Origin of the sequence: Polaribacter sp. Z022, assembly GCF_023555495.1 — a bacterium.
Classification (GTDB): Bacteria; Bacteroidota; Bacteroidia; order Flavobacteriales; family Flavobacteriaceae; genus Polaribacter.
Genome location: NZ_JALCZO010000003.1, coordinates 247,877 through 269,454, shown reverse-complemented (window position 1 = coordinate 269,454; position 21,578 = coordinate 247,877). Strand labels below are relative to the sequence as shown.

General features: G+C 27.9%; 21 protein-coding genes. 9 read left to right on the top strand and 12 right to left on the bottom strand.

The features are described from left to right. Positions 1-33: 33 nt before the first annotated feature. The 6 genes from MPF13_RS08065 (at position 34) to MPF13_RS08040 (ending at position 7,027) form a co-directional block, all read left to right on the top strand. Positions 34-1,194 (top strand): formimidoylglutamase, encoded by a 1,161-nt coding sequence (locus tag MPF13_RS08065; RefSeq protein ID WP_249981892.1) that lies wholly within the window; start codon positions 34-36, stop codon positions 1,192-1,194. 106 nt (positions 1,195-1,300) lie between these two features. Beyond that, complete coding sequence (gene porK, locus MPF13_RS08060) at positions 1,301-2,677, top strand: T9SS ring complex lipoprotein PorK/GldK (RefSeq protein ID WP_249981890.1); 1,377 nt, start codon at positions 1,301-1,303, stop codon at positions 2,675-2,677. A gap of 30 nt (positions 2,678-2,707) precedes the next feature. Further along, positions 2,708-3,349 carry a type IX secretion system motor protein PorL/GldL gene (porL, locus tag MPF13_RS08055; protein ID WP_249981888.1) on the top strand — a complete coding sequence of 214 codons (642 nt, stop codon included), beginning with the start codon at positions 2,708-2,710 and terminating at the stop codon, positions 3,347-3,349. Positions 3,350-3,394: 45 nt separating this feature from the next. Next, positions 3,395-4,921 (top strand): type IX secretion system motor protein PorM/GldM, encoded by a 1,527-nt coding sequence (porM, locus tag MPF13_RS08050; RefSeq protein WP_249981886.1) that lies wholly within the window; start codon positions 3,395-3,397, stop codon positions 4,919-4,921. A gap of 16 nt (positions 4,922-4,937) precedes the next feature. Then, positions 4,938-5,792 carry a type IX secretion system ring subunit PorN/GldN gene (gene porN / locus MPF13_RS08045; protein ID WP_249981885.1) on the top strand — a complete coding sequence of 285 codons (855 nt, stop codon included), beginning with the start codon at positions 4,938-4,940 and terminating at the stop codon, positions 5,790-5,792. Between the two features lie 197 nt (positions 5,793-5,989). After that, positions 5,990-7,027: an NAD(P)/FAD-dependent oxidoreductase gene (locus MPF13_RS08040; protein ID WP_249981884.1), complete on the top strand. Its 1,038-nt coding sequence runs from the start codon at positions 5,990-5,992 to the stop codon at positions 7,025-7,027. Here the strand turns inward: MPF13_RS08040 and MPF13_RS08035 are convergent. Further along, positions 7,014-7,442, bottom strand: a complete 429-nt coding sequence (locus MPF13_RS08035; RefSeq protein WP_249981883.1) for a DUF983 domain-containing protein — start codon at positions 7,440-7,442, stop codon at positions 7,014-7,016. The two genes, MPF13_RS08040 and MPF13_RS08035, sit on opposite strands and share 14 nt — an antisense overlap. Before the next feature lie 45 nt (positions 7,443-7,487). Between MPF13_RS08035 and MPF13_RS08030 the strand changes: the two genes are divergently transcribed. Beyond that, positions 7,488-9,413: an ABC-F family ATP-binding cassette domain-containing protein gene (locus MPF13_RS08030; RefSeq protein ID WP_249981882.1), complete on the top strand. Its 1,926-nt coding sequence runs from the start codon at positions 7,488-7,490 to the stop codon at positions 9,411-9,413. Between the two features lie 42 nt (positions 9,414-9,455). On the opposite strand, the gene MPF13_RS08025 is transcribed toward MPF13_RS08030, so the two are convergent. The 4 genes from MPF13_RS08025 to MPF13_RS08010 are packed head-to-tail and all read right to left on the bottom strand — an operon-like array spanning position 9,456 to position 12,037. Then, positions 9,456-9,977: a GNAT family N-acetyltransferase gene (locus MPF13_RS08025; RefSeq protein WP_249981879.1), complete on the bottom strand. Its 522-nt coding sequence runs from the start codon at positions 9,975-9,977 to the stop codon at positions 9,456-9,458. 19 nt (positions 9,978-9,996) lie between these two features. Next, the gene (rsgA, locus tag MPF13_RS08020; protein ID WP_249981878.1) at positions 9,997-11,070 is read right to left on the bottom strand and encodes a ribosome small subunit-dependent GTPase A; all 1,074 of its coding nucleotides are present in this window, start codon (positions 11,068-11,070) and stop codon (positions 9,997-9,999) included. Further along, complete coding sequence (locus tag MPF13_RS08015) at positions 11,071-11,493, bottom strand: GNAT family N-acetyltransferase (protein WP_249981876.1); 423 nt, start codon at positions 11,491-11,493, stop codon at positions 11,071-11,073. It lies immediately after the preceding gene. Then, positions 11,486-12,037 carry a TetR/AcrR family transcriptional regulator gene (locus MPF13_RS08010; RefSeq protein ID WP_249981875.1) on the bottom strand — a complete coding sequence of 184 codons (552 nt, stop codon included), beginning with the start codon at positions 12,035-12,037 and terminating at the stop codon, positions 11,486-11,488. Before MPF13_RS08010 ends, MPF13_RS08015 begins: the two co-directional genes overlap by 8 nt. Positions 12,038-12,207: 170 nt before the next feature. On the opposite strand from MPF13_RS08010, the gene MPF13_RS08005 reads away from it, so the two are divergent. Both MPF13_RS08005 and MPF13_RS08000 read left to right on the top strand, forming a co-directional pair. Continuing rightward, positions 12,208-13,167, top strand: coding sequence for a 1-aminocyclopropane-1-carboxylate deaminase/D-cysteine desulfhydrase (locus tag MPF13_RS08005; RefSeq protein WP_284041167.1), 960 nt, complete (start codon positions 12,208-12,210; stop codon positions 13,165-13,167). Further along, a complete protein-coding gene (locus tag MPF13_RS08000; protein ID WP_249981873.1) occupies positions 13,164-14,006 on the top strand; it encodes a glucosaminidase domain-containing protein in 843 nt (280 codons plus the stop codon). The genes MPF13_RS08005 and MPF13_RS08000 overlap by 4 nt, the downstream gene beginning before the upstream one ends. Position 14,007: 1 nt before the next feature. Here MPF13_RS08000 and MPF13_RS07995 read toward each other — a convergent pair whose 3' ends face one another. The 7 genes from MPF13_RS07995 to MPF13_RS07965 form a co-directional block, all read right to left on the bottom strand. After that, a complete protein-coding gene (locus tag MPF13_RS07995; RefSeq protein WP_249981872.1) occupies positions 14,008-14,808 on the bottom strand; it encodes an HAD family hydrolase in 801 nt (266 codons plus the stop codon). Between the two features lie 20 nt (positions 14,809-14,828). Next, positions 14,829-15,857: a LacI family DNA-binding transcriptional regulator gene (locus tag MPF13_RS07990; RefSeq protein WP_249981870.1), complete on the bottom strand. Its 1,029-nt coding sequence runs from the start codon at positions 15,855-15,857 to the stop codon at positions 14,829-14,831. A 61-nt stretch (positions 15,858-15,918) separates the two neighbouring features. After that, positions 15,919-17,274, bottom strand: a complete 1,356-nt coding sequence (locus MPF13_RS07985) for an MptA/MptB family glycosyltransferase (RefSeq protein ID WP_249981869.1) — start codon at positions 17,272-17,274, stop codon at positions 15,919-15,921. Beyond that, complete coding sequence (locus MPF13_RS07980) at positions 17,274-18,764, bottom strand: cellulose synthase family protein (RefSeq protein WP_249981868.1); 1,491 nt, start codon at positions 18,762-18,764, stop codon at positions 17,274-17,276. The genes MPF13_RS07985 and MPF13_RS07980 overlap by 1 nt, the downstream gene beginning before the upstream one ends. After that, positions 18,764-19,474 carry a glycosyltransferase family 2 protein gene (locus tag MPF13_RS07975; RefSeq protein ID WP_249981866.1) on the bottom strand — a complete coding sequence of 237 codons (711 nt, stop codon included), beginning with the start codon at positions 19,472-19,474 and terminating at the stop codon, positions 18,764-18,766. The genes MPF13_RS07980 and MPF13_RS07975 overlap by 1 nt, the downstream gene beginning before the upstream one ends. After that, a complete protein-coding gene (locus MPF13_RS07970; RefSeq protein ID WP_249981865.1) occupies positions 19,471-19,953 on the bottom strand; it encodes a toxin-antitoxin system YwqK family antitoxin in 483 nt (160 codons plus the stop codon). The genes MPF13_RS07975 and MPF13_RS07970 overlap by 4 nt, the downstream gene beginning before the upstream one ends. Then, positions 19,953-21,575: a 4Fe-4S binding protein gene (locus MPF13_RS07965; protein ID WP_249981863.1), complete on the bottom strand. Its 1,623-nt coding sequence runs from the start codon at positions 21,573-21,575 to the stop codon at positions 19,953-19,955. Before MPF13_RS07965 ends, MPF13_RS07970 begins: the two co-directional genes overlap by 1 nt. Between the last annotated feature and the right edge of the window lie 3 nt (positions 21,576-21,578).

The following is a 21,578-nucleotide window of genomic DNA, read 5'->3' as shown; positions in this document are numbered from 1 at the left end:
TTTCATATATTGCATTCCTATTAAAAAAAATTGATGAACCAAGACTTTTTAACCCCTGTAAAAGAATCGGTTGTAGCACATTTGGTGTTGCAGTCTAATTTGTGCTTGGGTAAAACTTTTAAAATACATACAGAGCAAGAAGGTTTTCCTGATTTAGAAGATGTTAAAATTGCAATACTAGGTGTTCAAGAAGATAGAAATTCTGAAAACAACTTTGGTTGTGGAGAGAACTTGCACTTTATCCGAAGAAAATTATACGAACTTTTTCCTGGAAATTGGGATACTCAAATAGCAGATTTAGGAAATGTTTTAAAAGGGAATTCAGTTTCAGATACTTATTTTGCAGTTTCAGAAATTATTTCGGCATTACTAAAAAAAGAGATCATTCCAATTATTATTGGTGGAGGTCAAGATATAACCTATGTTAATTATAGAGCTTATGACTCTTTAGAGCAAACTGTAAATATTGCAGCTGTAGATAGTCGTTTTGATTTAGGAAGTTTAGATGATGAACTTTCTTCACAATCATATTTAAGTAAAATAATTATGCAAGAGCCAAATAACTTGTTTAATTATAGTAATGTTGGTTATCAAACTTATTTTAACTCTCAAGAAGAAATTCAATTATTAGATAACTTGTTTTTTGATGCTCATAGATTGGGTAAAGCAAAACAATTAGAAAATATTGAACCAGTTTTTAGAAATGCAGATATTGTATCTATAGATTTAGGGTCTGTAAGACAAAGTGAAGCTCCTGCCAATAATAATGCTTCTCCAAATGGTTTTTATGGAGAAGAAATTTGCGCAATATCAAGATATGCAGGTTTAAGTGATAAAGTTACTTCATTTGGAATTTATGAATACAATTCTAAGTTAGATAACAATCATCAAACAGCACATTTAATAGCGCAAATGATATGGTATTTTATTGAAGGTGTTAATTTTAGAGTAAAAGATTATCCTTTTTCTGGAAAAGAAAATTATCAAAAATTTACAGTTTTATTAGAAGATGATGACCCATTAACTTTTTATAAAAGTAATAAATCTGGTAGATGGTGGATTGAGATAAAAATATTATCAGATAATAAATATAAAAGACATGCGTTAATACCATGTACATATAGTGATTACACTGACGCTACAAAGCAAATTATACCAGAAAAGTGGTATAAAGCTATGAGTAAATTGGTGTAATAAATATAATATTAGAATAAGAGAACGTTAAAATGCAATTTGAGTATTGTTTTTTAGCAAAAAAAATAATAGGTTTACGGACTTTTTAGTTAAGATATTTTATAATATGAAGAAAGCAGCAATATTTGCACTTTTAATAGCAGTTTTTTACAGTTGTGGCTCTAATGATAGAGGAGAATTAGTAGGAGTAAAGTCTAAGAAAAAATGGTTCTCAGAAAAACCATTTGGTACAACTTTAATTCCTGGAGGATCTTTTACAATGGGTAAGCAAGACCAAGATATAATTGGTACTATGAATGCTCCAACCAAAACAGTAACAGTTAGACCATATTATATGGATGAAACTGAAGTTACAAATAATGAGTACAAAGCATTTGTAAATTGGGTAAAAGATTCTATAGTGAGAACTAGATTAGGATATCAACAAGAATTTGCAGCTATGGTTGCAACTCCAAACCCTGATGGAACTCCATTGTCTGGTGGAATTCATGATTATGCTTTTGCTGTAGCAGATACTACAGAAGCAACAGCTTATCAAAAATACATGTACGAAAACTATTGGAGTTTAGGAGATGGTATAGATTCTATAAAACCTTTAAATAAAGAAAATGATTTAATTTGGAATCAAGAAGAATATCCTGATGCAGATTATGTAGAGGTTATGGATTCTTTATTTGTGCCAAGAGAAGAAGCAATAGATGGTGTAAGAACTTTTAATGTAAAGTTTTTAAAATATAGATACTCTTGGTTTGATAGAGATAATGCAGCAAGAAAAGGTGGAAACAGAAAAGATTTTGTTAAAACAGAAGTGTTAAATATTTATCCTGATACAACAGTTTGGGTTAAAGATTTTAATTATTCATATAATGATCCAATGCACCAAGATTATTTTTACCACCAATCTTATGGAGATTATCCAGTTGTGGGTGTAACTTGGGGACAAGCAAATGCTTTTTGTAACTGGAGAACAAAAATTAAAAATGATTACCTTAAAGGAAAGAAAAACGCAACATCAGTACCAGATTTTAGATTGCCTACAGAAGCAGAATGGGAATATGCTGCACGTGGAGGATTAGAATTTGCAACTTATCCTTGGGGTACAGGAAGTACAACTAGTGATAGAGGATGTTTTTTAGCAAACTTTAAACCAGTTAGAGGTAATTATGCAGTAGATGGCGCATTATATACTATGGAAGCAAAATCATTTAATGCAAATGATTATGGTTTATACAATATGGCTGGTAATGTTGCAGAATGGACAAACTCTGCTTATAACTTATCTTCATATCAAATGGCTTCAACTATGAATCCAAATGTAGAAGATAGAAAGAATAAAAGAAAAATAGTTAGAGGTGGATCTTGGAAAGATGTAGCATACTTTTTAGAAGTTGGTTCTAGAGATTATGAATATGCAGATACTGCAAGAAGTTACATTGGATTTAGAACTGTACAAAACTATATAGGTACTACTAACAAAAAATAATTAAGATAAAAAATTAAGAAAAAATATATTATGGCACAATCAAGAACTTATAAGAAAACAATGAACTTCTTCTACGGAATGGGAGCAGCAGTAGTAATTATTGGAGCATTATTTAAAATTCAACACATTACAATTGGTCCATTAACAGGAGGTTTAATGTTAACTATTGGTTTATTAGTAGAAGCGTTTATTTTTGCTATTTCTGCATTTGATACACCAGAAGATGATTTTGATTGGTCTAAAGTTTATCCAGAATTAGGAGAAGATAGTTTTACAGCTGAAAAGAAAGAAGAAGAAGTTGGAGCACAAGGCTTATTATCTCAAAAATTAGATAACTTATTGCAAGAAGCAAATATTGATGCTAGTTTAATGGAAAGTCTTGGTAACAGTATGAAAAATTTTCAAGGAGCTGCAGAAGGTTTGTCTGCTGCATCAGAATCTATTTCTTCTACAAATAAATATAATGAACAAGTTACTATGGCTGCAGTGCAAATGGAAACTTTAAACAATTTATATAAAGTACAAGTAGAAAATGCAAGTAAGCAATCAGAATTAAATGGTGCTGTTGTAGAAAATACTGAAAAATTAAAAGAACAAATGGAGTCTTTAGCAAAAAACTTATCTTCTTTAAACGGAGTTTATGGTGGTATGCTTTCTGCAATGTCTAAATAATAATTAGTTAAACTAATATGAATATTAACTTAAAAACTAATTAGAATGGCAGCAGGAAAAATGTCGGCAAGACAGAAAATGATAAACTTAATGTACTTAGTATTTATTGCAATGTTAGCTTTAAATATGAGTAAAGAAGTTTTATCTGCTTTCGGTTTTATGAATGAAAAGTTGACAGAAAACAACATCTCAACTACAGCAAAAAATAATGAAGCTTATGCAAATTTAGCAACTAAAGCTAATGAGCAAACTGAAAAATTTGGAGAATTAAACAAACAAGCAATTCAAATAAAAAGTTTATCTGATAATTTTTATACTTATTTAGATGAGTTAAAAGGTAAAATGACTGCTGATATTGATGATAAGCAAGATTACGAATCTATGGATAAAATGGAATTCTTAGATGAGTATTTTTTTAAAGGTGATAAATACACTGCTGAAGGTCAAGAATTCTTAGATAAAATAAATGGTTATAGAACAGATGTAACAAATGTTTTAGGAACAGATAGCAATTTTGCTTCACTTTTAACTAAAAGATTTTCTACTAATGAAGTAACTAATAGAGATGGTAAAACTATTAAATGGTTAGATTATAGATATAAAGGATTTCCTTTAATTGCATCTTTAACTAACTTAACACAAATGCAAGCTGATATTAAAAATACAGAAGCAGATATAGTTGCAGATTTATTAGGAGGTAAATTGGAAGAAGCATTATCATTAGACAATTATAAAGGAATTGTTTCGTTAGAAAAGAACGCATATTTTGCTGGTGAAAAAGTTACAGGTAAAATTGTTTTAGGACGTTATGATGCAACAATGGTTCCTGATAATGTAATTTTAAACGGTAAAGATTATAAAAACATTCAATCTGGGCAAGTTATTATAGATATGCCAGCAGGTAATGTAGGTAATCATGATATAAAAGGTAAAATTACTTTTACACAAAATGGAGAAGCAGTAGATGTACCATTTGAAAGTTCTTATTCTGTTATTCCAGAACCAAGTACAGCTGTAGTATCTGCAGATAAAATGAACGTAGTTTATAGAGGTTTAGACAATCCTATTTCAGTTTCATTACCTGGTGTAAGTGATAACAACTTAAGAGTTTCTGCTACAGGAGGTAAATTAACAGGTAGTAGAGGTAAATATAGTATTAGACCTGCAGCAGGAAATGTTGCAACTATTAATGTTAGTGCAAAATTAAGTAGTGGGAAAACTGTTAATTCTAAAGCAACTTTTAGAATTAAAGACATTCCTGCTGCAATGGGATCTGTAAGAGGTCAATATGGTACTGTAAGAATGCCAAAATCAGGTTTATCTAATGCTCCAATTGCAGCAGGATTACCAGATTTCGAATTCGATTTAAGTATTAAAGTTCAAAGCTTTAAAATTAAAGTACCAGGACAATTAACTATTTTAGTAAATGGTAGCAAATTAAGTGCTGCAGCTAAAAAGAAATTATCTAAAGCTAAAAGAGGAGATATTATTAACATTTATGGTATTAAAGCTACTGCAAATGGATATAACCTTAAAAAAGTATTACCAGTTAATATAGAATTAACAAACTAGAAGAAAAGAAGTAATTATGTTTAAAAATTGTTTAATATTATTTTTCGCTTTGATGCTAAGTGCTTCAATAAATGCGCAAGCAGGTTTATTGAACGCTAAAGATCCTTCTCAAATAGGAAAGAAAAGCAAACAGCAACTAGCAGCAGATAATGATGGTCCTATTCCTTACGGTTACGTAGATGATAGAGATGTATTATGGTCTAAAGTAGTTTGGGAATTTATAGATTTAAATCAGAAAATAAATTTACCATATTATTTTCCTATAGATACTACTAACATTTCTAATGATAGAAGATCTTTGTTTGATACTTTAATTAAAGGTATAAAACAAGGTAAAATAAAAGAAGCGTATTCAGATTCTTTCTTTACTTCTAAAATTACGCAAAATGAAATAGACTCTAGACTTTCTAGTATTAGAGAAGAAAACGGATATAGAGATACTGTAAGACTTCAAACGCAAGATGTAGAAGGTTACATGATTAAAGGAATGTGGTATTTTGATAAACGTCAAGGAGAATTAAAATACAGATTATTGGCTTTAGCACCAATGGGTAAAGATGTACAAACAATAGGAGTACAAGATATTGAAGACGAAAATTTATATGAATTATTTTGGATATTCTTTCCATCAGCAAGAGACGTTTTACACGATGCAAAAGTATTTAATCCTAAAAATGTATCGCAACCAATATCTTTTGATCACTTGTTAAACGCAAGAAGATTTAGTAGTACCATTGTTAGAGAAGAAAATATTTATGGTAATAGAGCTATTGCAGATTATGTAAGAGGTAATTCTTTATTCCAATTATTAGAAGCTAATAAAATTAAAGAAGGTATTAGAAACCGAGAAATGGATATGTGGAATTACTAATTCCTAACATTTTATAAAATATTAAAACGTTCCAATTTTTTTGGAACGTTTTTTTTTTGAAGCTATTTCCTGCTTTACGCACTCGCTTTTTTTCGTACCTCAAAAAGAGCTCAAACAAAGCTTCAATCAGGGCTATACTTATTTATAAACTATTAGAAAAATGATAAAGTACTCTCAAATTCACTTACTTTTGTAACATGAAAGTAGATTATATTATAGTTGGTTTAGGGTTAGCTGGTTTAGCTTTTGTAGAAGAATTAATTGCAGCAGAAAAAACATTTTTAGTTTTTGAAGACGACTCTCAAACTTCATCTTTAGTGGCTGGTGGAGTATACAATCCTGTAATATTAAAAAGATTTACTCCTGTTTGGAATGCTATAGAGCAACTTAAATTAGCACTTCCTTTTTATAAAAAATTAGAAGAAAAACTACAGATAAAAGTTGATGAAAAATTCATCACAAAAAAATCTTTTAAATCTATTGAAGATCAAAATAATTGGTTTGCTGCATTAGACAAACCAAAATTAGTAGATTATTTAGACCCAAAATTAGATACTCATAATTATCATGGAGTTTTAGCAGATTTCAACTTTGGAAACGTAAAACACACAGGTAGAATTGATACACAAAAATTAGTAGAAGCCTATAGAGATTATTTAAAAGGAAAAAACTTAATCCGTTTCGAAAACTTTAATTATGCAGATGTAGAATTAAAAGAAAACACAGTTAATTATCAAGACATAAACGCTTCTAAAATTGTTTTTTGCGAAGGTTTTGGAATAAAACAAAACCCGTTTTTTAATTATTTACCACTAAATGAAGCTAAAGGAGAATTGTTAACCATACATGCTCCAGAATTAAAAATAGACTTTTTACTAAAATCTACATTATTTGTATTGCCAATAGGCAATCATACTTATAAAGTAGGAGCTACTTTTAATTGGAAAGACAAAACCTCTATTCCATCTAAAGAAGGTAAAGAAGAGCTGATTGATAAATTAAAAAAGGTAATTAATGTAGATTATACAATTGTAAATCAAACTGCAGGAGTAAGACCTACTGTAAAAGATAGAAGACCATTGGTTGGTGTGCATCCAGAATATAAACAATTAGTGGTTTTAAACGGTTTAGGAACACGTGGAGTTATGATTGCTCCAACAGTTGCTAAAAACTTATACAAGCATCTAGAAAAAGGAGAAAATTTAGATGAAGAAATAAATATTACTCGGTTTTAGTTCCTTTTTTTAAACTATTTTTATCGTAAGCAACAAACATATTTATCCAAATAATTCTTGAAAGTCTCAAATTTACAGGAGCAAGAATTAATGATGCAATAATAATTGCAACAAAACTTTGAATAATAGTTAAGTCTAAAAATAATTTACAAACAATAAAAACGGCTACAAAAAGTGCAACTATAATTCCGTAATTTACATACATAGCCCCATAAAAGAAAGAAGGTTCCATCATATATTTTAAATCACATTTAGGGCAAGTGTCGTGTAATTTTGTAACCTTGCTAGGGTTAAAAGTAAAATTATGTTCATAGAAATCACCTTCATGACACCTAGGACATTTTGTATTAAAAATACTATACAACTTGCTTCCCTTTTTAAACATAATAAAATATAAATTTGTATACTTTTGCAAATATATAGTTTTCAACTTTTTTTTAAGTAACAATTATTACACAAGATGTTAAATGTACATAACTTAACAGTTTCTTTTATGGGAACTGATTTATTTTCAGGAATTACTTTTAAATTAAATAAAGGTGATAGAGTTGGTCTTATTGGTAAAAATGGGGCAGGTAAATCTACGCTATTAAAAGTGCTTTCTAAAGACATAGAAAGTAGTGGAGGTACAATGGCATTTGATAAAGATGTTCAAATAGGTTTTTTAAGACAAGATATAGATTTTGTTGAAGGACGTACAATTTTAGAAGAAGCGTATCAAGCTTTTGAAGAAATTAAAGAAATAGAATTAAAGCTCGATGAAATTAATGAGCAATTAGCAACCAGAACAGATTATGAAAGTGAAAGTTATACAGACTTAATTCATGATTTAACAGACAATACAGAACGTTATGAGTTGCTTGGTGGTTACAATTACCAAGGAGATACAGAAAAGATATTGCAAGGTTTAGGTTTTCAAAGAGAAGATTTTGACAAGCTAACTGATACTTTTTCTGGAGGATGGAGAATGCGTATTGAACTTGCAAAACTACTTCTTCAAAATAACGATATTTTATTATTGGATGAGCCTACCAATCACTTAGATATAGAATCTATTATATGGTTAGAAAATTTCTTAAAATCTTATGCAGGAGCAATTGTACTAGTTTCGCATGATAAAATGTTTTTAGATAATGTAACTAACAGAACTATAGAAATTTCTTTAGGTCAGATTTACGATTATAAAAAACCATATTCTCAATTCTTGTTATTAAGAGGAGAAATTAAAGAAAAGCAATTACAGGCTCAGAAAAATCAAGAAAAAGAAATTAGACAAAAACAGCTTTTAATTGATAAATTTAAAGCCAAGGCAAGTAAAGCTTCAATGGCACAATCTTTAATGAAACAACTAGATAAAGTTGAAAGAATTGAAGTAGATCAAGATGATAATGCTGCTATGAATGTGCGTTTTGCAATTTCTAGAGAACCTGGTAAAATTATTGTTGAAGCAGAAAATTTAAGTAAAAGTTATGGTGATAAACACGTTTTAGAAAACGTAGATTTATTAATAGAAAGAAATAGTAAAATTGCATTTGTGGGGCAAAATGGTCAAGGAAAATCTACTTTGGCAAAAATGATGGTAGGAGAAATTCCTTTTGAAGGAGATTTTAAATTGGGGCATAATGTAGAAATAGGATATTTTGCCCAAAACCAATCAGAACATTTACCACCAGAAAAAACAGTGCTTCAAATTATGGAAGATGCTGCAACAGATACTAACAGAATGCGAGTTAGAGATATGTTAGGAGCCTTTTTGTTTGGAGGAGATGCAGTAGACAAAAAAGCAAAAGTACTTTCTGGAGGAGAAAGAAATCGTTTAGCATTGTGTAAATTATTGTTGCAGCCATTTAATGTGTTAATAATGGATGAGCCAACAAACCACTTAGATATTGCCTCAAAAAACGTATTAAAAGAAGCTCTAAAACAGTTTAATGGTACCTTAATATTAGTTTCTCACGATAGAGATTTTTTACAAGGTTTAACAACAACAGTGTATGGTTTTAAAGATAAAGTAATTAAAGAATATTTGGGAGATATTGATTACTTCTTAGAACAACACAAAATAGAAAACCTTAGAGAAGCAGAAAAAAGAACAGTTGTTAAAGTTGATAAAACTTCTGATAAAAAAGAAGCTTATCAAATGTCTAGAGAACAAGAAAAGCAATTAAAAAAGTTAAAAAATAAACTGTCTAATATAGAAACTAAAATTGCAGATTTAGAAAAAGAAATTGAGAAAATTGATTTAGAATTGGCTCAAAATTATGATGAAGTTTCTGCAAGACCAAATTTCTTTGAAAAATACAAAGCTAAAAAAGCAAGCTTAGATACTTTAATGGAAGATTGGGAAACTGTAGAAGATCAAGTTTCTAATTTTAAGTTAAGTTAAAAATTTAGAATTAAAATAAATGAATGGAAATAGAAGTCTCTTTTATTTCCATTCTGTTTTTAGAACTGCATAGATAATATCATCTACCCATTCGTTATTTAAGAATAAGCTTTTCTTAAAATGTGCTTCTTTTCTTAAACCTAACCTTTCTACAAGTTTAATAGAATCTAAGTTTCTAGGATCTAAAGAAGTTATAATACGATGTTTATTTAGAGTGTTAAATAAATATGAAACCACTTCTTTTAAAGATAAAGATGCATAACCTTTACCATGATGTTTTTTTGCTAAAGTTATACCAAGTTCACACTGATTATCATCAATAAAATGAACACCAATATCTCCAATAATCTTTTTAGAAATATTATCTATAATAACTAATTGAAACCATGTTTCTGGAGTGTTAAATTCTTTTGGGTTTTTAGAAATAAAAGTTTCAATTTCTTTTTTAGATTCTGGCAACCAACCTTGATATTTGTTTGTTTCTGCATCAGATCTGTAAGAAAAAACTTCTTCAGCATCTTTTATATCAATAGGTCTAAGTGTTACTTTTTTTGTTGTAATCATTCTTTTTTTTAATCAATTTTTAATACTTATTGTTATTTCTACTTTTTTTGTTTTGCCTTATTAATTTAGCTAAGTTTTTACCTTGTTGTTTTTTTTCTGTTAAAGAAGATTCATAGTGCATTCTTTCTCTTTCCATTTTTTGAAAGTTAGCAAAAGTTTCTTCATTTATATCTCCATTTTCTAGGGCTTTTAAAATAGCACAACCTTTTTCATTAATATGATTACAATCACTAAACTTACAATCTGTAGAGATTTCTAAAATTTGTTCAAACGTCAATTCTATTCCTTCAGCATTATCAGTCATTCCAACTTCTCTCATTCCAGGGTTGTCAACTAAAATACCATTATTAAAAACAATGAGTTCTCTATGGCTGGTAACATGTTTTCCTCTGTCAATACTTTCACTAATTTCGCCAGTTTCCATTAAATTAGTTTCTGTTAAAGTATTAATTAAAGTAGATTTTCCTACACCAGAAGAACCTAAAAGACAATACGTTTTTCCTTTTAAAAATATAGATTTTAATTTTTCTAAACCTACTAAAGTGTGATTGCTTATAGGGTAAACTTCAACATTTTTTATTCTATTCTTAATAGTATTTAATAGTATGCTTAACTCGTTTTTGTTTATTAAATCAATTTTATTTAATACAATTATTGGAGTAATGTTAGAGGTGTTGCAAATAGTAATATAACGTTCTAATCGATTTATACTAAAATCTCTGTTTACAGATTGAACAATAATTCCAAAGTCTATATTAGTTGCAATAATTTGTGTCTCATTTAGTTTGCCAACAGCTTTTCTTTCCAATAAAGTTTTTCTTGGATAAACAGCATGAATTAAAGCCTTGTTTTCATCATATTGTGCTATTGCAACCCAATCACCAACAGCAGGTAAATCACTTCTATTTATAGCATTAAATCTTAAGTTTCCAATAAGTTCAGATTCTAATTCATTTGTGGCAGTTTTTACAATATATCTATCTTTATGTTCTAAAATAACTCTTCCTACACTAAATGATTCTAAGCTATTTTTTTCTTGATGCTTTTTTAAGTCGCTTGTAAAACCTAAGTCGTTTAACGTAATTGTTTTCATTTAATTAGTTTTCATTCTTAGTACTTTTTGGTTTGTACTTTCCATTATATATTCTTTAAAAACTTTAAAACCATACTTTTCATAAAAGGGTTTTCCAATTTTATTTTGGTAAAAAACTTCTACTTCTAAATTTTTATGAAATTGTTTCATATGATTTACCAAAGCAGTTCCTATTCCTTTAGCATGATGTTTAGGAGAAACAAATAAACCACCTATTTCGTTTTCTATCATAGAAATAAATCCAAGTATATTATTTGCTTCTACGTAAACCCAAGTATTAGAATTTGGTAAGTAAGTTTCTTTCATTGCTTGTTTTACCATTAATGTAAATTCTTCCGTTAAAAACGGATGAGCAATTCTTGATGATTGTTCCCAAATGTTAACTAAAGTAGGAATTTCGTTATCGTTATATTTTCTAATCATTATAGTTAGCGTATTTTTTTATTAATTCCTTTTTCATTTTTTTTAAAGGATAATTATTATAAGAAGATAGATAGCTTAGAGCAATTCCGTCAATTTCTGCAATAAAAATATAGCTTAATATTTCGCTTTTTTTAATTGATAATTGATTGAAAATACCTTTTATTGAGTTGAATAATATACTTGCTCTTAGTTTTATTTGTTCTTCTAAAATTTTGTTTGTTGTAGGATTAAACATCATATTTAAATTAAACTTAAATAAATGTTTTTCTTTTTCAATTTGACTAAATACAGAATCAATTAATTGTAACAATTGTTTTTTAGGATCTTTTGAAGGTTTAGAATTTTCATTCATTTCTATCATTTGATTTGTAGTTTGCGTAAATATTTCTATTAAAATTGCTTCTTTAGATTTAAAATGATGATATATCAATCCTTTAGAAACATTCGCTTCAATACAAATGTTAGCCATAGAAGTATTTTCAAATCCATTTTCAGCAAATAAAACTGTTGCTACTTCAATAACTTTATCTTTTTTAATACTCATTTTTTTAATTTAAAACCGACTGTTCGGTTTGTAAATGTAATCAAATAATTATTAATATTTATTTCTTAAAGAATATCTTTTTTACAATCTTATTTCTTCTTAGATAATGTTACGTTATTTGTTGGTTACCAAATTTTATCTGTTATTTTTGCGTTACTAAAACCCTACTATTGAGTAATACAAATAATTCATTTTTCGAAAGTGAAATAATCACTAAAAACCAACAAGTTTTTCTACCAATTTTAGAAGATAAAAAAGTTGAACTCTTTATTAAAAGAGAAGATTTAATTCACCCAGAAGTTTCAGGAAATAAGTTTAGAAAACTAAAATACAATATAGCTGAAGCCAAAAAACTAAAAAAGAAATCGTTACTAACATTTGGAGGTGCATTTTCTAATCATATTGCAGCAACAGCAGTTGCAGGAAAATTAACAGGCTTAAAAACCTTTGGTGTTATTAGAGGAGATGAATTAGGTTTAAATCTTAAAAAAACATTAGAAGAAAATGCAACTTTAAGAGAAGCTCATGAAAATGGAATGAAATTCCATTTTATTTCTAGAGAACTGTATAGACAAAAAACATCTTTTGGTTTTATTGAAAAAATGAAAAATAAATGGGGCGATTTTTATCTGGTTCCAGAAGGAGGAACTAACTGTTTAGCTGTAGAAGGTTGTGAAGAAATATTAACAGAAGAAGATGCTCAATTTGATTATGTTTGTTCTGCTGTTGGTACTGGAGGAACAATATCTGGTATTATAAAATCGTTAAAGAAACACCAAAAAGTATTAGGATTTCCTGCTTTAAAAGGTGGTTTTTTATCTGAAGAAATAAAGAAATATACTATTAGAAAAGACAATTGGAAATTACAAAAGAACTATCATTTTGGTGGTTATGCTAAATATAATGAAGAATTAATTACTTTTATAAATGATTTCTCATTAGAAACAGGAGTTTTATTAGACCCAATTTACACAGGTAAAATGCTTTTCGGAATTGTAGATTTAATAAAAAAAAATCACTTTGAAAAAGGAACTAAAATTTTAGCAGTTCATACAGGAGGTTTACAAGGAATTGATGGTTTTAATAAGATGTTAAGTAAGAAAGGAGAACAAATAATTAAAAGTTTATGAAGTTAAAAGTTGTTTTGTATTGTGTTAGTTTTTTTGTTTTAGCAAGTTGTGGTTCTAAAAGAAATGCAATTAAAACCAAAAAGAATCCTGGTGTTGTTTTAAATGAAGAAAAACCAATTAAACTTCCATCTGTAAACCAAAATGAAATTGTAAAGAAACTTAAAAAAAAGAATTCAAAATTAAGTCAATACAAATTAGCTTATATTAAAAAATATGCTCCAATTGCAGTAAATGAAATGCATAAAAGTAAAATTCCTGCTAGTATAACTTTAGCTCAAGGAATTTTAGAATCGGGTAGTGGTAGAAGTGAATTGGCTTCGAAATCTAACAATCATTTTGGTATAAAATGCCATACAAAATGGAAAGGCGAACGTGTTTATCATGATGATGATACTATTGGAGAATGTTTTAGAAAGTACCAATATGTAGAAACTTCTTATAAAGATCATTCAGAATTTTTAACAAAAAGAAAACGTTATGCATTTTTGTTTAATTATAAACCTAATGATTATAAGAAATGGGCTAGAGGGCTAAAAAAAGCTGGTTATGCTACAGATAAAAAGTATCCTAATAAATTAATTAAGATTATTGAAGATTATAAATTATATGAATTTGATAAGATTAAAAAGAAAAATTTTAAAGTAAAAAAAGAGAAAAATAAATACACTCCCAAAAAAACAAAACCAATTAAGGTTAAAGTTGTTTATTATACTGTTAAAAATGGAGATACCTTGTATTCTTTAGCCAAAAGATTTAATACCTCTGTTTCTAACCTAAAGAAATTGAATGGCTTAACAAGTAATGCGCTTTCTATAGGACAAAAATTATTGACCCAATAATTTATTTTATTATAAGTTTTAAAACATTTTCTACGCCAAAATTGTCATTACTATCTGTAGTATAATTTGCAATTTGTGTAATGTCTTTATGAGCATTTTGCATAGCAAAACTAAAATCTGCTTCTTGAAGCATTTCTATATCATTATGATAATCTCCAAAAGCTAAAGTTTCTTCTTTAGATATATTTAGAATTTTCTGTACTTCTTTTAACGCAAAACCTTTATTTGCTTTTTCATCTGAAAGATCTAACCAGTTTTTACCAGAAATTTTTACCAGCATTTCATTTTCAAACTCTTTTACAACAGGATAAATAAAATCTGCAGATGATACAGAATGATAGATTGCAATTTTTAAATAATCTTCTTTATCAGCAATTTCAGTTAAATCTTCAACTATCTGATAGCTATTGTAATACTCTTGAAAAAGTTTTATAAAACCTTCGTTTTTAGATTCTATAAACGCACCATTTTCTCCACACAAAACTATATGAGCATCTTTAATAGTTCTTAAAACAGGAATAATTGTTTTTATTTTTTTAGCAGAAATTGGTGTAGCAAGAATTAGATTTTCTTTTTTTTTAGCAATAGCGCCATTTTCTGCAATAACAAAAATATCATTTTTTATGCTAGACAATTTGTTAACAATACTGTTGTATTGTCTTCCACTAGCAGCACAAAAATGAATGTTTTGTTTTTTTAATTGATGAAATAATTCAAAGAATAAATCGCTTACTTCTCCTTTAGAGTTAAGTAAGGTTCCATCCATGTCAGAAACTATTAATTTTACTTTTGATAAATTCATAACTTCTGAAAATAGAAAAATTATAAGATTTTTTTAGTTGAATTCCTTTCTACTAAATCTGTTTTTACAACAATAGTTTCGGGTTTCTTTTTAACCTCAGATTTGTCTTCTAATCTATTAATAAGCATTTCTGCAGCAGTTGCTCCCATATCTTCTCCATGTTGACTAACAGTTGTCATTCTTGGACTAGAATGTCTTGCTAAAATTCCGTTAGAAAAAGAAATAACAGAAAAGTTTTCTGGTACTTTATGACCTTGTTTAATAGCAACTTTCATAGCTGCAATTGCAGAAGACTCATCTGTAGCAATAACACTATCTATTTTGTTGTTTTTTAAAATTGGTTCTAAAATAGACTCATAGTTTTTATAATCATCATCTATATTGATAATTAGATTTTTTTCTGCTTTTAAGTTATGATCTTCTAACCCTTTTAAGTAACCTAATTGTCTTCTTCTACCTATTTCTAAATTATTCATTGTAGAAATAAATGCAATATTTTTATGACCAGATTTTACCAAATAACTTACAGTACTTCTAGAACTATCAAAGTTATCTGTAACAACTTTATCACAATTTATATTATCTGCAACTCTATCAAACATTACAATTGGAGTTCCATTATCAATAACTTCTTGAAAATGTTTAAAATCTCCTTTAGAAACAGTTTCTTCTGCTAGAGATAAAATAAAACCATCTATACTGCCATTAGAAAGCATTTCTATGGTTTCTACTTCTTTGTCAAAAGATTCGTTAGAAATACAAGAAATAATTTTATAACCTCTTTCATTGGCAACTTTTTCCATTCCATTAAAAACTTGAGCAAAGAAATAGTTTAACATATTAGGAATAATAATACCTAATGTTTTTGTTTGTCTATTTTTTAAACTTAAAGCGTTAAAGTTGGGTTTGTAGTTGTTTGCTTTAGCATATTTCTGAATTTTTTCTTTAGTGCTTACACTAATTTCATAGCTGTCATTCAGAGCTTTAGATACTGTAGAAATAGAAACACTAAACTCTTTTGCAATGTCTTTTATGGTAAGTCTTTTCATTTTAATTCAAATATTAATGACTAAAATACAAAAATAGCTTAATTTTAGGGTTTAAAATTGATTATTTTACAATTTTATAATTTTTAGTTTTTCTTAGCTCATATATTAAGACTCCAAATACTATTAAATATTCTAGTGCAACAAATGCTAAATTTTCTTTCCATGGATTATTTGCATATGCCTGATAGCTAAAAACAATTGCAATTGTCCAAAATATTGGAAAACGATATTTAGTGAATATTGATAGAATTAAAGGAGTTGCTAAATACCAAGGATGAATTGTTGTTGCTGTAAAATAATAAAAACACAAGCCAAACAAAAAGGCAGTAATTAATTGTTTTAAAGAGTTGTTTTTTCTAAAGAATGTAATTATCATTAGAAATATGATAGTTAAAATAGGAGTTATTTTACCAATAATAGCAATCTCATTCCAACCTCTAAAAAGATATCCAATTTCTCTAAATATATAATAAAAGCTAGCATTAAACTCAAAATTACGAAACCATAAACCTACAGAGTTTGAATAATTAGCTATAAAGTTTGAAGAGTAAAAAGGAAGAAATAATATTATAATAGTACTTATTATTATAAGATAAAAAAGACTGATTTTTTTAATGCCTGCAAGCCAATTTTGTTCGTTTTTTACAAACCATTGTAAAAATAAAGGCAAAAACAAAAGTGGAATTAGTTTTACTGAAACTGAGCAAGCTAATAGTATTGCAGCCCAAATCCATTTATGTTGTTGTAGCTTGTATAAACTCCAAATTAAGAAAAACAACATTACAGGTTCAAAATGTAAGTTACCTGTCATTTCTATAATTATAAACGGATTTAAAGCGTACCAAAAAATATTTTTAACAGGTAAATTTAATTTCTCAAGTAATTTTTTTCCAAAATAAAGAATTCCAACATCAGCTAAAATTATTAGAATTCTTAAAACAATTACAGAACCAAAAATACTTTTACTTGCAAAAAGAGCTGCAATTAAAAAACAAAGTTGATTGATAGGAGGGTAATTTGTATAATGACTACCATTCATTTCTCCCATTCCAGAATATAAATTATTAGCATCAGAAATTGGAGAATTTCCTTGTTGAATAAATGTTTCTGGTAAAGATAAATAGGGGTTAAATCCCTCTAGAATCATTCTTCCATCCCAAATAAACCTATAAAAATCTTGTGATAAATTTGGTATAGCAAAAAGAAAAATTAGTCTAAAAAGAATTACTAAACCAATTAAGGTTGTTGTATTTATTGTTTTGCTTTTTATCAAAAAATAAGAGCATCCAAATAGAGAAAACCACAATAAAAGTAGTTTGGTAAATTCTGTTCTTTCTAAAAAGTAGGCAAATACAAAATAGAGTATTGTACTAATAGAAATTAGTAAAATATCTTTATGTTTTTTAAAAAAAGACATTAAGCTTTTGAAAAAATAGATTTAAAAAACACATAACTAAAACCTATAAAAAGCATAAAATGGAATGGAAACAAACCAAAATCTCCTCCTTGATTTCCAACTATAAAAGCACTATACATTCCAAACACAAAGTATAAAGCTAAAAGGCCTTCTAAAACTACATGAATAGATGGTTTTTTCTTAATGTATTTGTTGTTTTTCCAACCATCTTTTAAAGTACTTATATTAAATTTTGGTGTTCTAACAAATTCACTTTTTTTACCAAAATGACCTTCTAAAACAGCAATTGTATTGTGAAGAGAAAAACCCATTGCAATTGAAAAGAAAGTAAAAAATGAGCCAATATATTTTATAAATTTTATAAATCCACCTCCGTAAATATTTTTAAACATATACCAATAGCAAATAAAAAAGATAAGAGAACTAACTACAAAAAAGCTCATTACATAAAAGTAGATTTTTAGATGTGCGTATTCATTTTTAATGTATAACATTGGTATACTTAAAACAGCAACTAAAAAAATACAAGTAAACATAGAACTATTTAAAAGGTGTAATAAACTATGAATTTTAGTTTTAAAAGACACGTTTTTATTCTTTAATACACGTCTTGTCATTTTCTGAAAATTCTCAGCACCACCTTTATTCCATCTAAATTGTTGTGATCTTGCAGCACTAATTACAACAGGTAATTCAGCAGGAGTTTCTACATCTACTAAATATTTAAATTTCCAATTATTTAATTGAGCTCTGTAACTTAAATCTAAGTCTTCTGTTAGTGTGTCTCCTTCCCAATTACCTGCATCATAAATACAATCTTTTCTCCAAACACCTGCAGTACCATTAAAATTGATAAAATGCCCTTTGCTATTTCTACCCACTTGTTCTAAAGTAAAATGAGCATCTAATGCAAAAGCTTGAATTTTAGTTAATGTAGAGTAATTTCTATTAATGTGTCCCCATCTTGTTTGAACAACACCAATTTCTGGGTTTTTAAAATAAGGAACAGTTTTGTATAACCAATCTGATTTTGGTAAAAAATCTGCATCAAAAATAGCAATGAATTCACCTTTAGCAATTTCTAGTCCTTCCTTTAAAGCACCTGCTTTAAAACCTTGTCTGTTGGTTCTTCTAATATGCTGAATGTCTAATCCTGTTTTTTGAATATTAGCAATAAGTTTTGCTGTTATTTCTACAGATTCATCTGTAGAATCATCTAAAACCTGTATTTCTAATTTTTCTCTTGGATATTCTAATGTAGCAATGTTTTTAAGCAAACGTTCCATTACATACAATTCATTATAAACAGGTAATTGTATAGTAACAAATGGAATTTCTTTTGAATTAGAAAAATCGTATTTTTCTGAATCATCTACTTTTTTATTGGCTTTTAAATAATTAAAAAGTAAATTTAATTGCGCTAAAGCATACATAAAAATAAGCAATAACGATATTGAGTAAATGATAATTATAATGTATTCTAGAACCACTATTTAAAACTGTATTTAAAAATCCAACCTAATATTTTTATCCCTGCAAATATACTTCCTTTTACAGTACCAGACACTTTTGAAACACCAATTCTATTTCTATATTTCATAGGTATTTCTACATAACTTAATTTTTGTTTTAATGCCTTTAATTGCATTTCAACGGTCCATCCATAAGTTTTGTCTTCCATGTTTAAAGCTAAAAGTTTAGGATATTTTATTGCTCTAAAAGGACCTAAATCTGTAAATTTTGCCCCAAAAAACATCTTCATTAAAAAAGTAGCCAACCAATTTCCAAATATTTGTTGAGGTGTCATAGAGCCTTCTTCTCTTAGATTTTTTACACGTGCTCCAATAACAAAATCAATATCATCTTTTAAAATTGGTTCAATTAATTCAATTAATTGTTCTGGATAATCAGAGTAATCTCCATCTAAAAAAACAATTATATCTGGAATGTGATGAGGATCTAAGATTGCTTGATTTTCAATATATTCCATACCTTTTAAACAAGCATAACCATATCCTTTTCTGCTTTCTGTTAAAACAGTTGCTCCTGCTTTTTGAGCATTAATTTCTGTATTATCTGTAGAATTATTGCTTATAACAATAACTTCTTCAACAATATTTGGAATATCGTTTATTACGTTTGCAATAGAGTCTTGCTCATTATAAGCAGGTATAATTACTTTAATTAAGGGCTTTATCATTTTAAATCATTAAGACTATTTTCACTTTTAAAAGACGAAAAGTCTGTCCATTCTTTTATTTTTTTGCCATTTTTAAATTTAGAAGCTCTTATGAGCTTTCTTCTTTTGTAAATTAAGCAATATCCATTTTTTTGGTTGTTTTTTAGTTGACATTTATGGTTCACAAAACCATTATTATCATAAAATAACCACCAATTTGTTTTAATTCCTTTTTTAAAATGTCCTTCTTTTTCTTTGGATGAATCTTTGGCGTAAAAGTACCAATAATTCGTTTCTAAATTATCTAAAAAATGACCTTCTTTTTTTAAGTTTCCATTTTGATAATAAAATTTCCAATAAGCTGTTTTGTTATTGTTTATAGTCCAACCTTCTTTTTTAAGTTGTCCGTTTTTAAAATATTCTTTATGGTACTTTTTTTGACAAAAAGTAGCAAAACAAACAAATAAAAGAGAGAAACAAAATACTGTTTTTCTTAGCATTATTTTTTGTTTACTAAATCCATTAAATCAACATCATTACCTAATAATATTTCAGTAGGATTTATTCTACCTTTTTCAGGCCCGTTTTCTAATTTTAAAACTCCTCTTGGGCAAACTGCAGAACATATTCCACAACCAACACAACTAGATCTAACTATGTTTTCTCCTTTTTGAGCATAAGACCTTACATCAATTCCTTGTTCACAATAAGTAGAACAGTTTCCACAAGAAATACACTGACCTCCATTTGTAGTAATTCTAAATCTCGATTTAAAACGTTGTACCAACCCTAAATAAGCAGCTAAAGGACAACCAAATCTACACCAAACTCTGTTTCCAAAAATTGGATAAAATCCTGTTCCAATAACTCCTGCAAACCACGCACCAATTAAGAAACTATAGGTGTCTTTAATCCATTGAGATTTAATACCAATAAAAGATTCTGCTCCAGAAAAATAACAATATAAAGTAACAATTGTCATCACTAAAGAGAATACTAATACAGAGTGAATTAACCATCTTTCTAATTTCCAAGCATTCAAACTTTTGTTAGAATGTTGTCTGTAAGGGTCTCCTAAAGTTTCTGCTAAACCTCCACAACCACAAACCCAAGAACAGTACCATCTTTTTCCAAAGAAATAGACCATTACTGGTACAATTACTAGTGTTAAAATAACACCCCAAACAAGAATAAAGATTCCAATTCCTCCACTATTAGTTAAGCTTTCTAAATTCCATTCAAAGAAAAAATCGTAATCAAGTGGAAAAGCATTTTTAAAATCATATCCGGGCATATTTAGGCTTGTCATGATTTCTGGAATTAAAAAAGCAAATACTATTTGAAAAAATAAAACAGATGTTGTTCTTACAATTTGGTATTTATTATGTCTGTATTTAATATACATTCTTGCACCCATTACTAGCATAATTGTACAATACAAGAATCCGTATACAAACCATTGACTTGCATCTCCACCATTTAAAAAGTTGCTTATAGGATCTAAAATATAAGTCCAATTAACAACATAATCTGGCATAAAATACAATACTAAATAAAAGCTAACTAGATATATAAGAACTAACCAAGCAATCCAACCTCTGTTAGTGGCAGATTCTAAATAAACGCCATCGTTTTTAATACCAGGTTTTCCTAATAAAATTAAATTAGGGATGATAAACATTAGTGCTCCAATAATACCCAAACCAAAAGTTAAAAACCAAACTAAACCTGTATTTTTCTTAATAAAACCTTTACCTGCTTTTTTAGCTAAAGTATAGCTTAAAGTGTGTGGTTTTCCATAGATTTTATATTGATACTGTTCACCTTTTTTATCCCAGTTTTTTTCTGAATCATATTTTGCAATTAATTTGTCATAATGAGCATTAGATGTTTCATATGCATTTCTAACTCTGCTAGAAAATTCAAAAATGTTTAATCCTTCTTCTGTAACAATTGCTTTTTTTAGTTGCAACTTTATTACATCACTTTTATAACCTTTTTCAGTTACAAAAGCATCTAATTGAGCTTCTGTTAAACTAAAAGTACCTGTAAATATTGATGCTGTAAAAAATGATAATCCTATTAAAAAGATTACTAAACCTGTGTGTTTTATAAATTTCATAAT

Excerpts from the sequence above, each read along its gene's own strand:
- MPF13_RS08065 (WP_249981892.1), top strand. The coding sequence starts at position 34 with ATGAACCAAGACTTTTTAACCCCTGTAAAAGAATCGGTTGTAGCACAT.
- porK (WP_249981890.1), top strand. The coding sequence starts at position 1,301 with ATGAAGAAAGCAGCAATATTTGCACTTTTAATAGCAGTTTTTTACAGT.
- porL (WP_249981888.1), top strand. The coding sequence starts at position 2,708 with ATGGCACAATCAAGAACTTATAAGAAAACAATGAACTTCTTCTACGGA.
- porM (WP_249981886.1), top strand. The coding sequence starts at position 3,395 with ATGGCAGCAGGAAAAATGTCGGCAAGACAGAAAATGATAAACTTAATG.
- porN (WP_249981885.1), top strand. The coding sequence starts at position 4,938 with ATGTTTAAAAATTGTTTAATATTATTTTTCGCTTTGATGCTAAGTGCT.
- MPF13_RS08040 (WP_249981884.1), top strand. The coding sequence starts at position 5,990 with ATGAAAGTAGATTATATTATAGTTGGTTTAGGGTTAGCTGGTTTAGCT.
- MPF13_RS08030 (WP_249981882.1), top strand. The coding sequence starts at position 7,488 with ATGTTAAATGTACATAACTTAACAGTTTCTTTTATGGGAACTGATTTA.
- MPF13_RS08025 (WP_249981879.1), bottom strand. The coding sequence starts at position 9,977 with ATGATTACAACAAAAAAAGTAACACTTAGACCTATTGATATAAAAGAT.
- rsgA (WP_249981878.1), bottom strand. The coding sequence starts at position 11,070 with ATGAAAACAATTACGTTAAACGACTTAGGTTTTACAAGCGACTTAAAA.
- MPF13_RS08015 (WP_249981876.1), bottom strand. The coding sequence starts at position 11,493 with ATGATTAGAAAATATAACGATAACGAAATTCCTACTTTAGTTAACATT.
- MPF13_RS08010 (WP_249981875.1), bottom strand. The coding sequence starts at position 12,037 with ATGAGTATTAAAAAAGATAAAGTTATTGAAGTAGCAACAGTTTTATTT.
- MPF13_RS08000 (WP_249981873.1), top strand. The coding sequence starts at position 13,164 with ATGAAGTTAAAAGTTGTTTTGTATTGTGTTAGTTTTTTTGTTTTAGCA.
- MPF13_RS07995 (WP_249981872.1), bottom strand. The coding sequence starts at position 14,808 with ATGAATTTATCAAAAGTAAAATTAATAGTTTCTGACATGGATGGAACC.
- MPF13_RS07990 (WP_249981870.1), bottom strand. The coding sequence starts at position 15,857 with ATGAAAAGACTTACCATAAAAGACATTGCAAAAGAGTTTAGTGTTTCT.
- MPF13_RS07985 (WP_249981869.1), bottom strand. The coding sequence starts at position 17,274 with ATGTCTTTTTTTAAAAAACATAAAGATATTTTACTAATTTCTATTAGT.
- MPF13_RS07975 (WP_249981866.1), bottom strand. The coding sequence starts at position 19,474 with ATGATAAAGCCCTTAATTAAAGTAATTATACCTGCTTATAATGAGCAA.
- MPF13_RS07970 (WP_249981865.1), bottom strand. The coding sequence starts at position 19,953 with ATGCTAAGAAAAACAGTATTTTGTTTCTCTCTTTTATTTGTTTGTTTT.
- MPF13_RS07965 (WP_249981863.1), bottom strand. The coding sequence starts at position 21,575 with ATGAAATTTATAAAACACACAGGTTTAGTAATCTTTTTAATAGGATTA.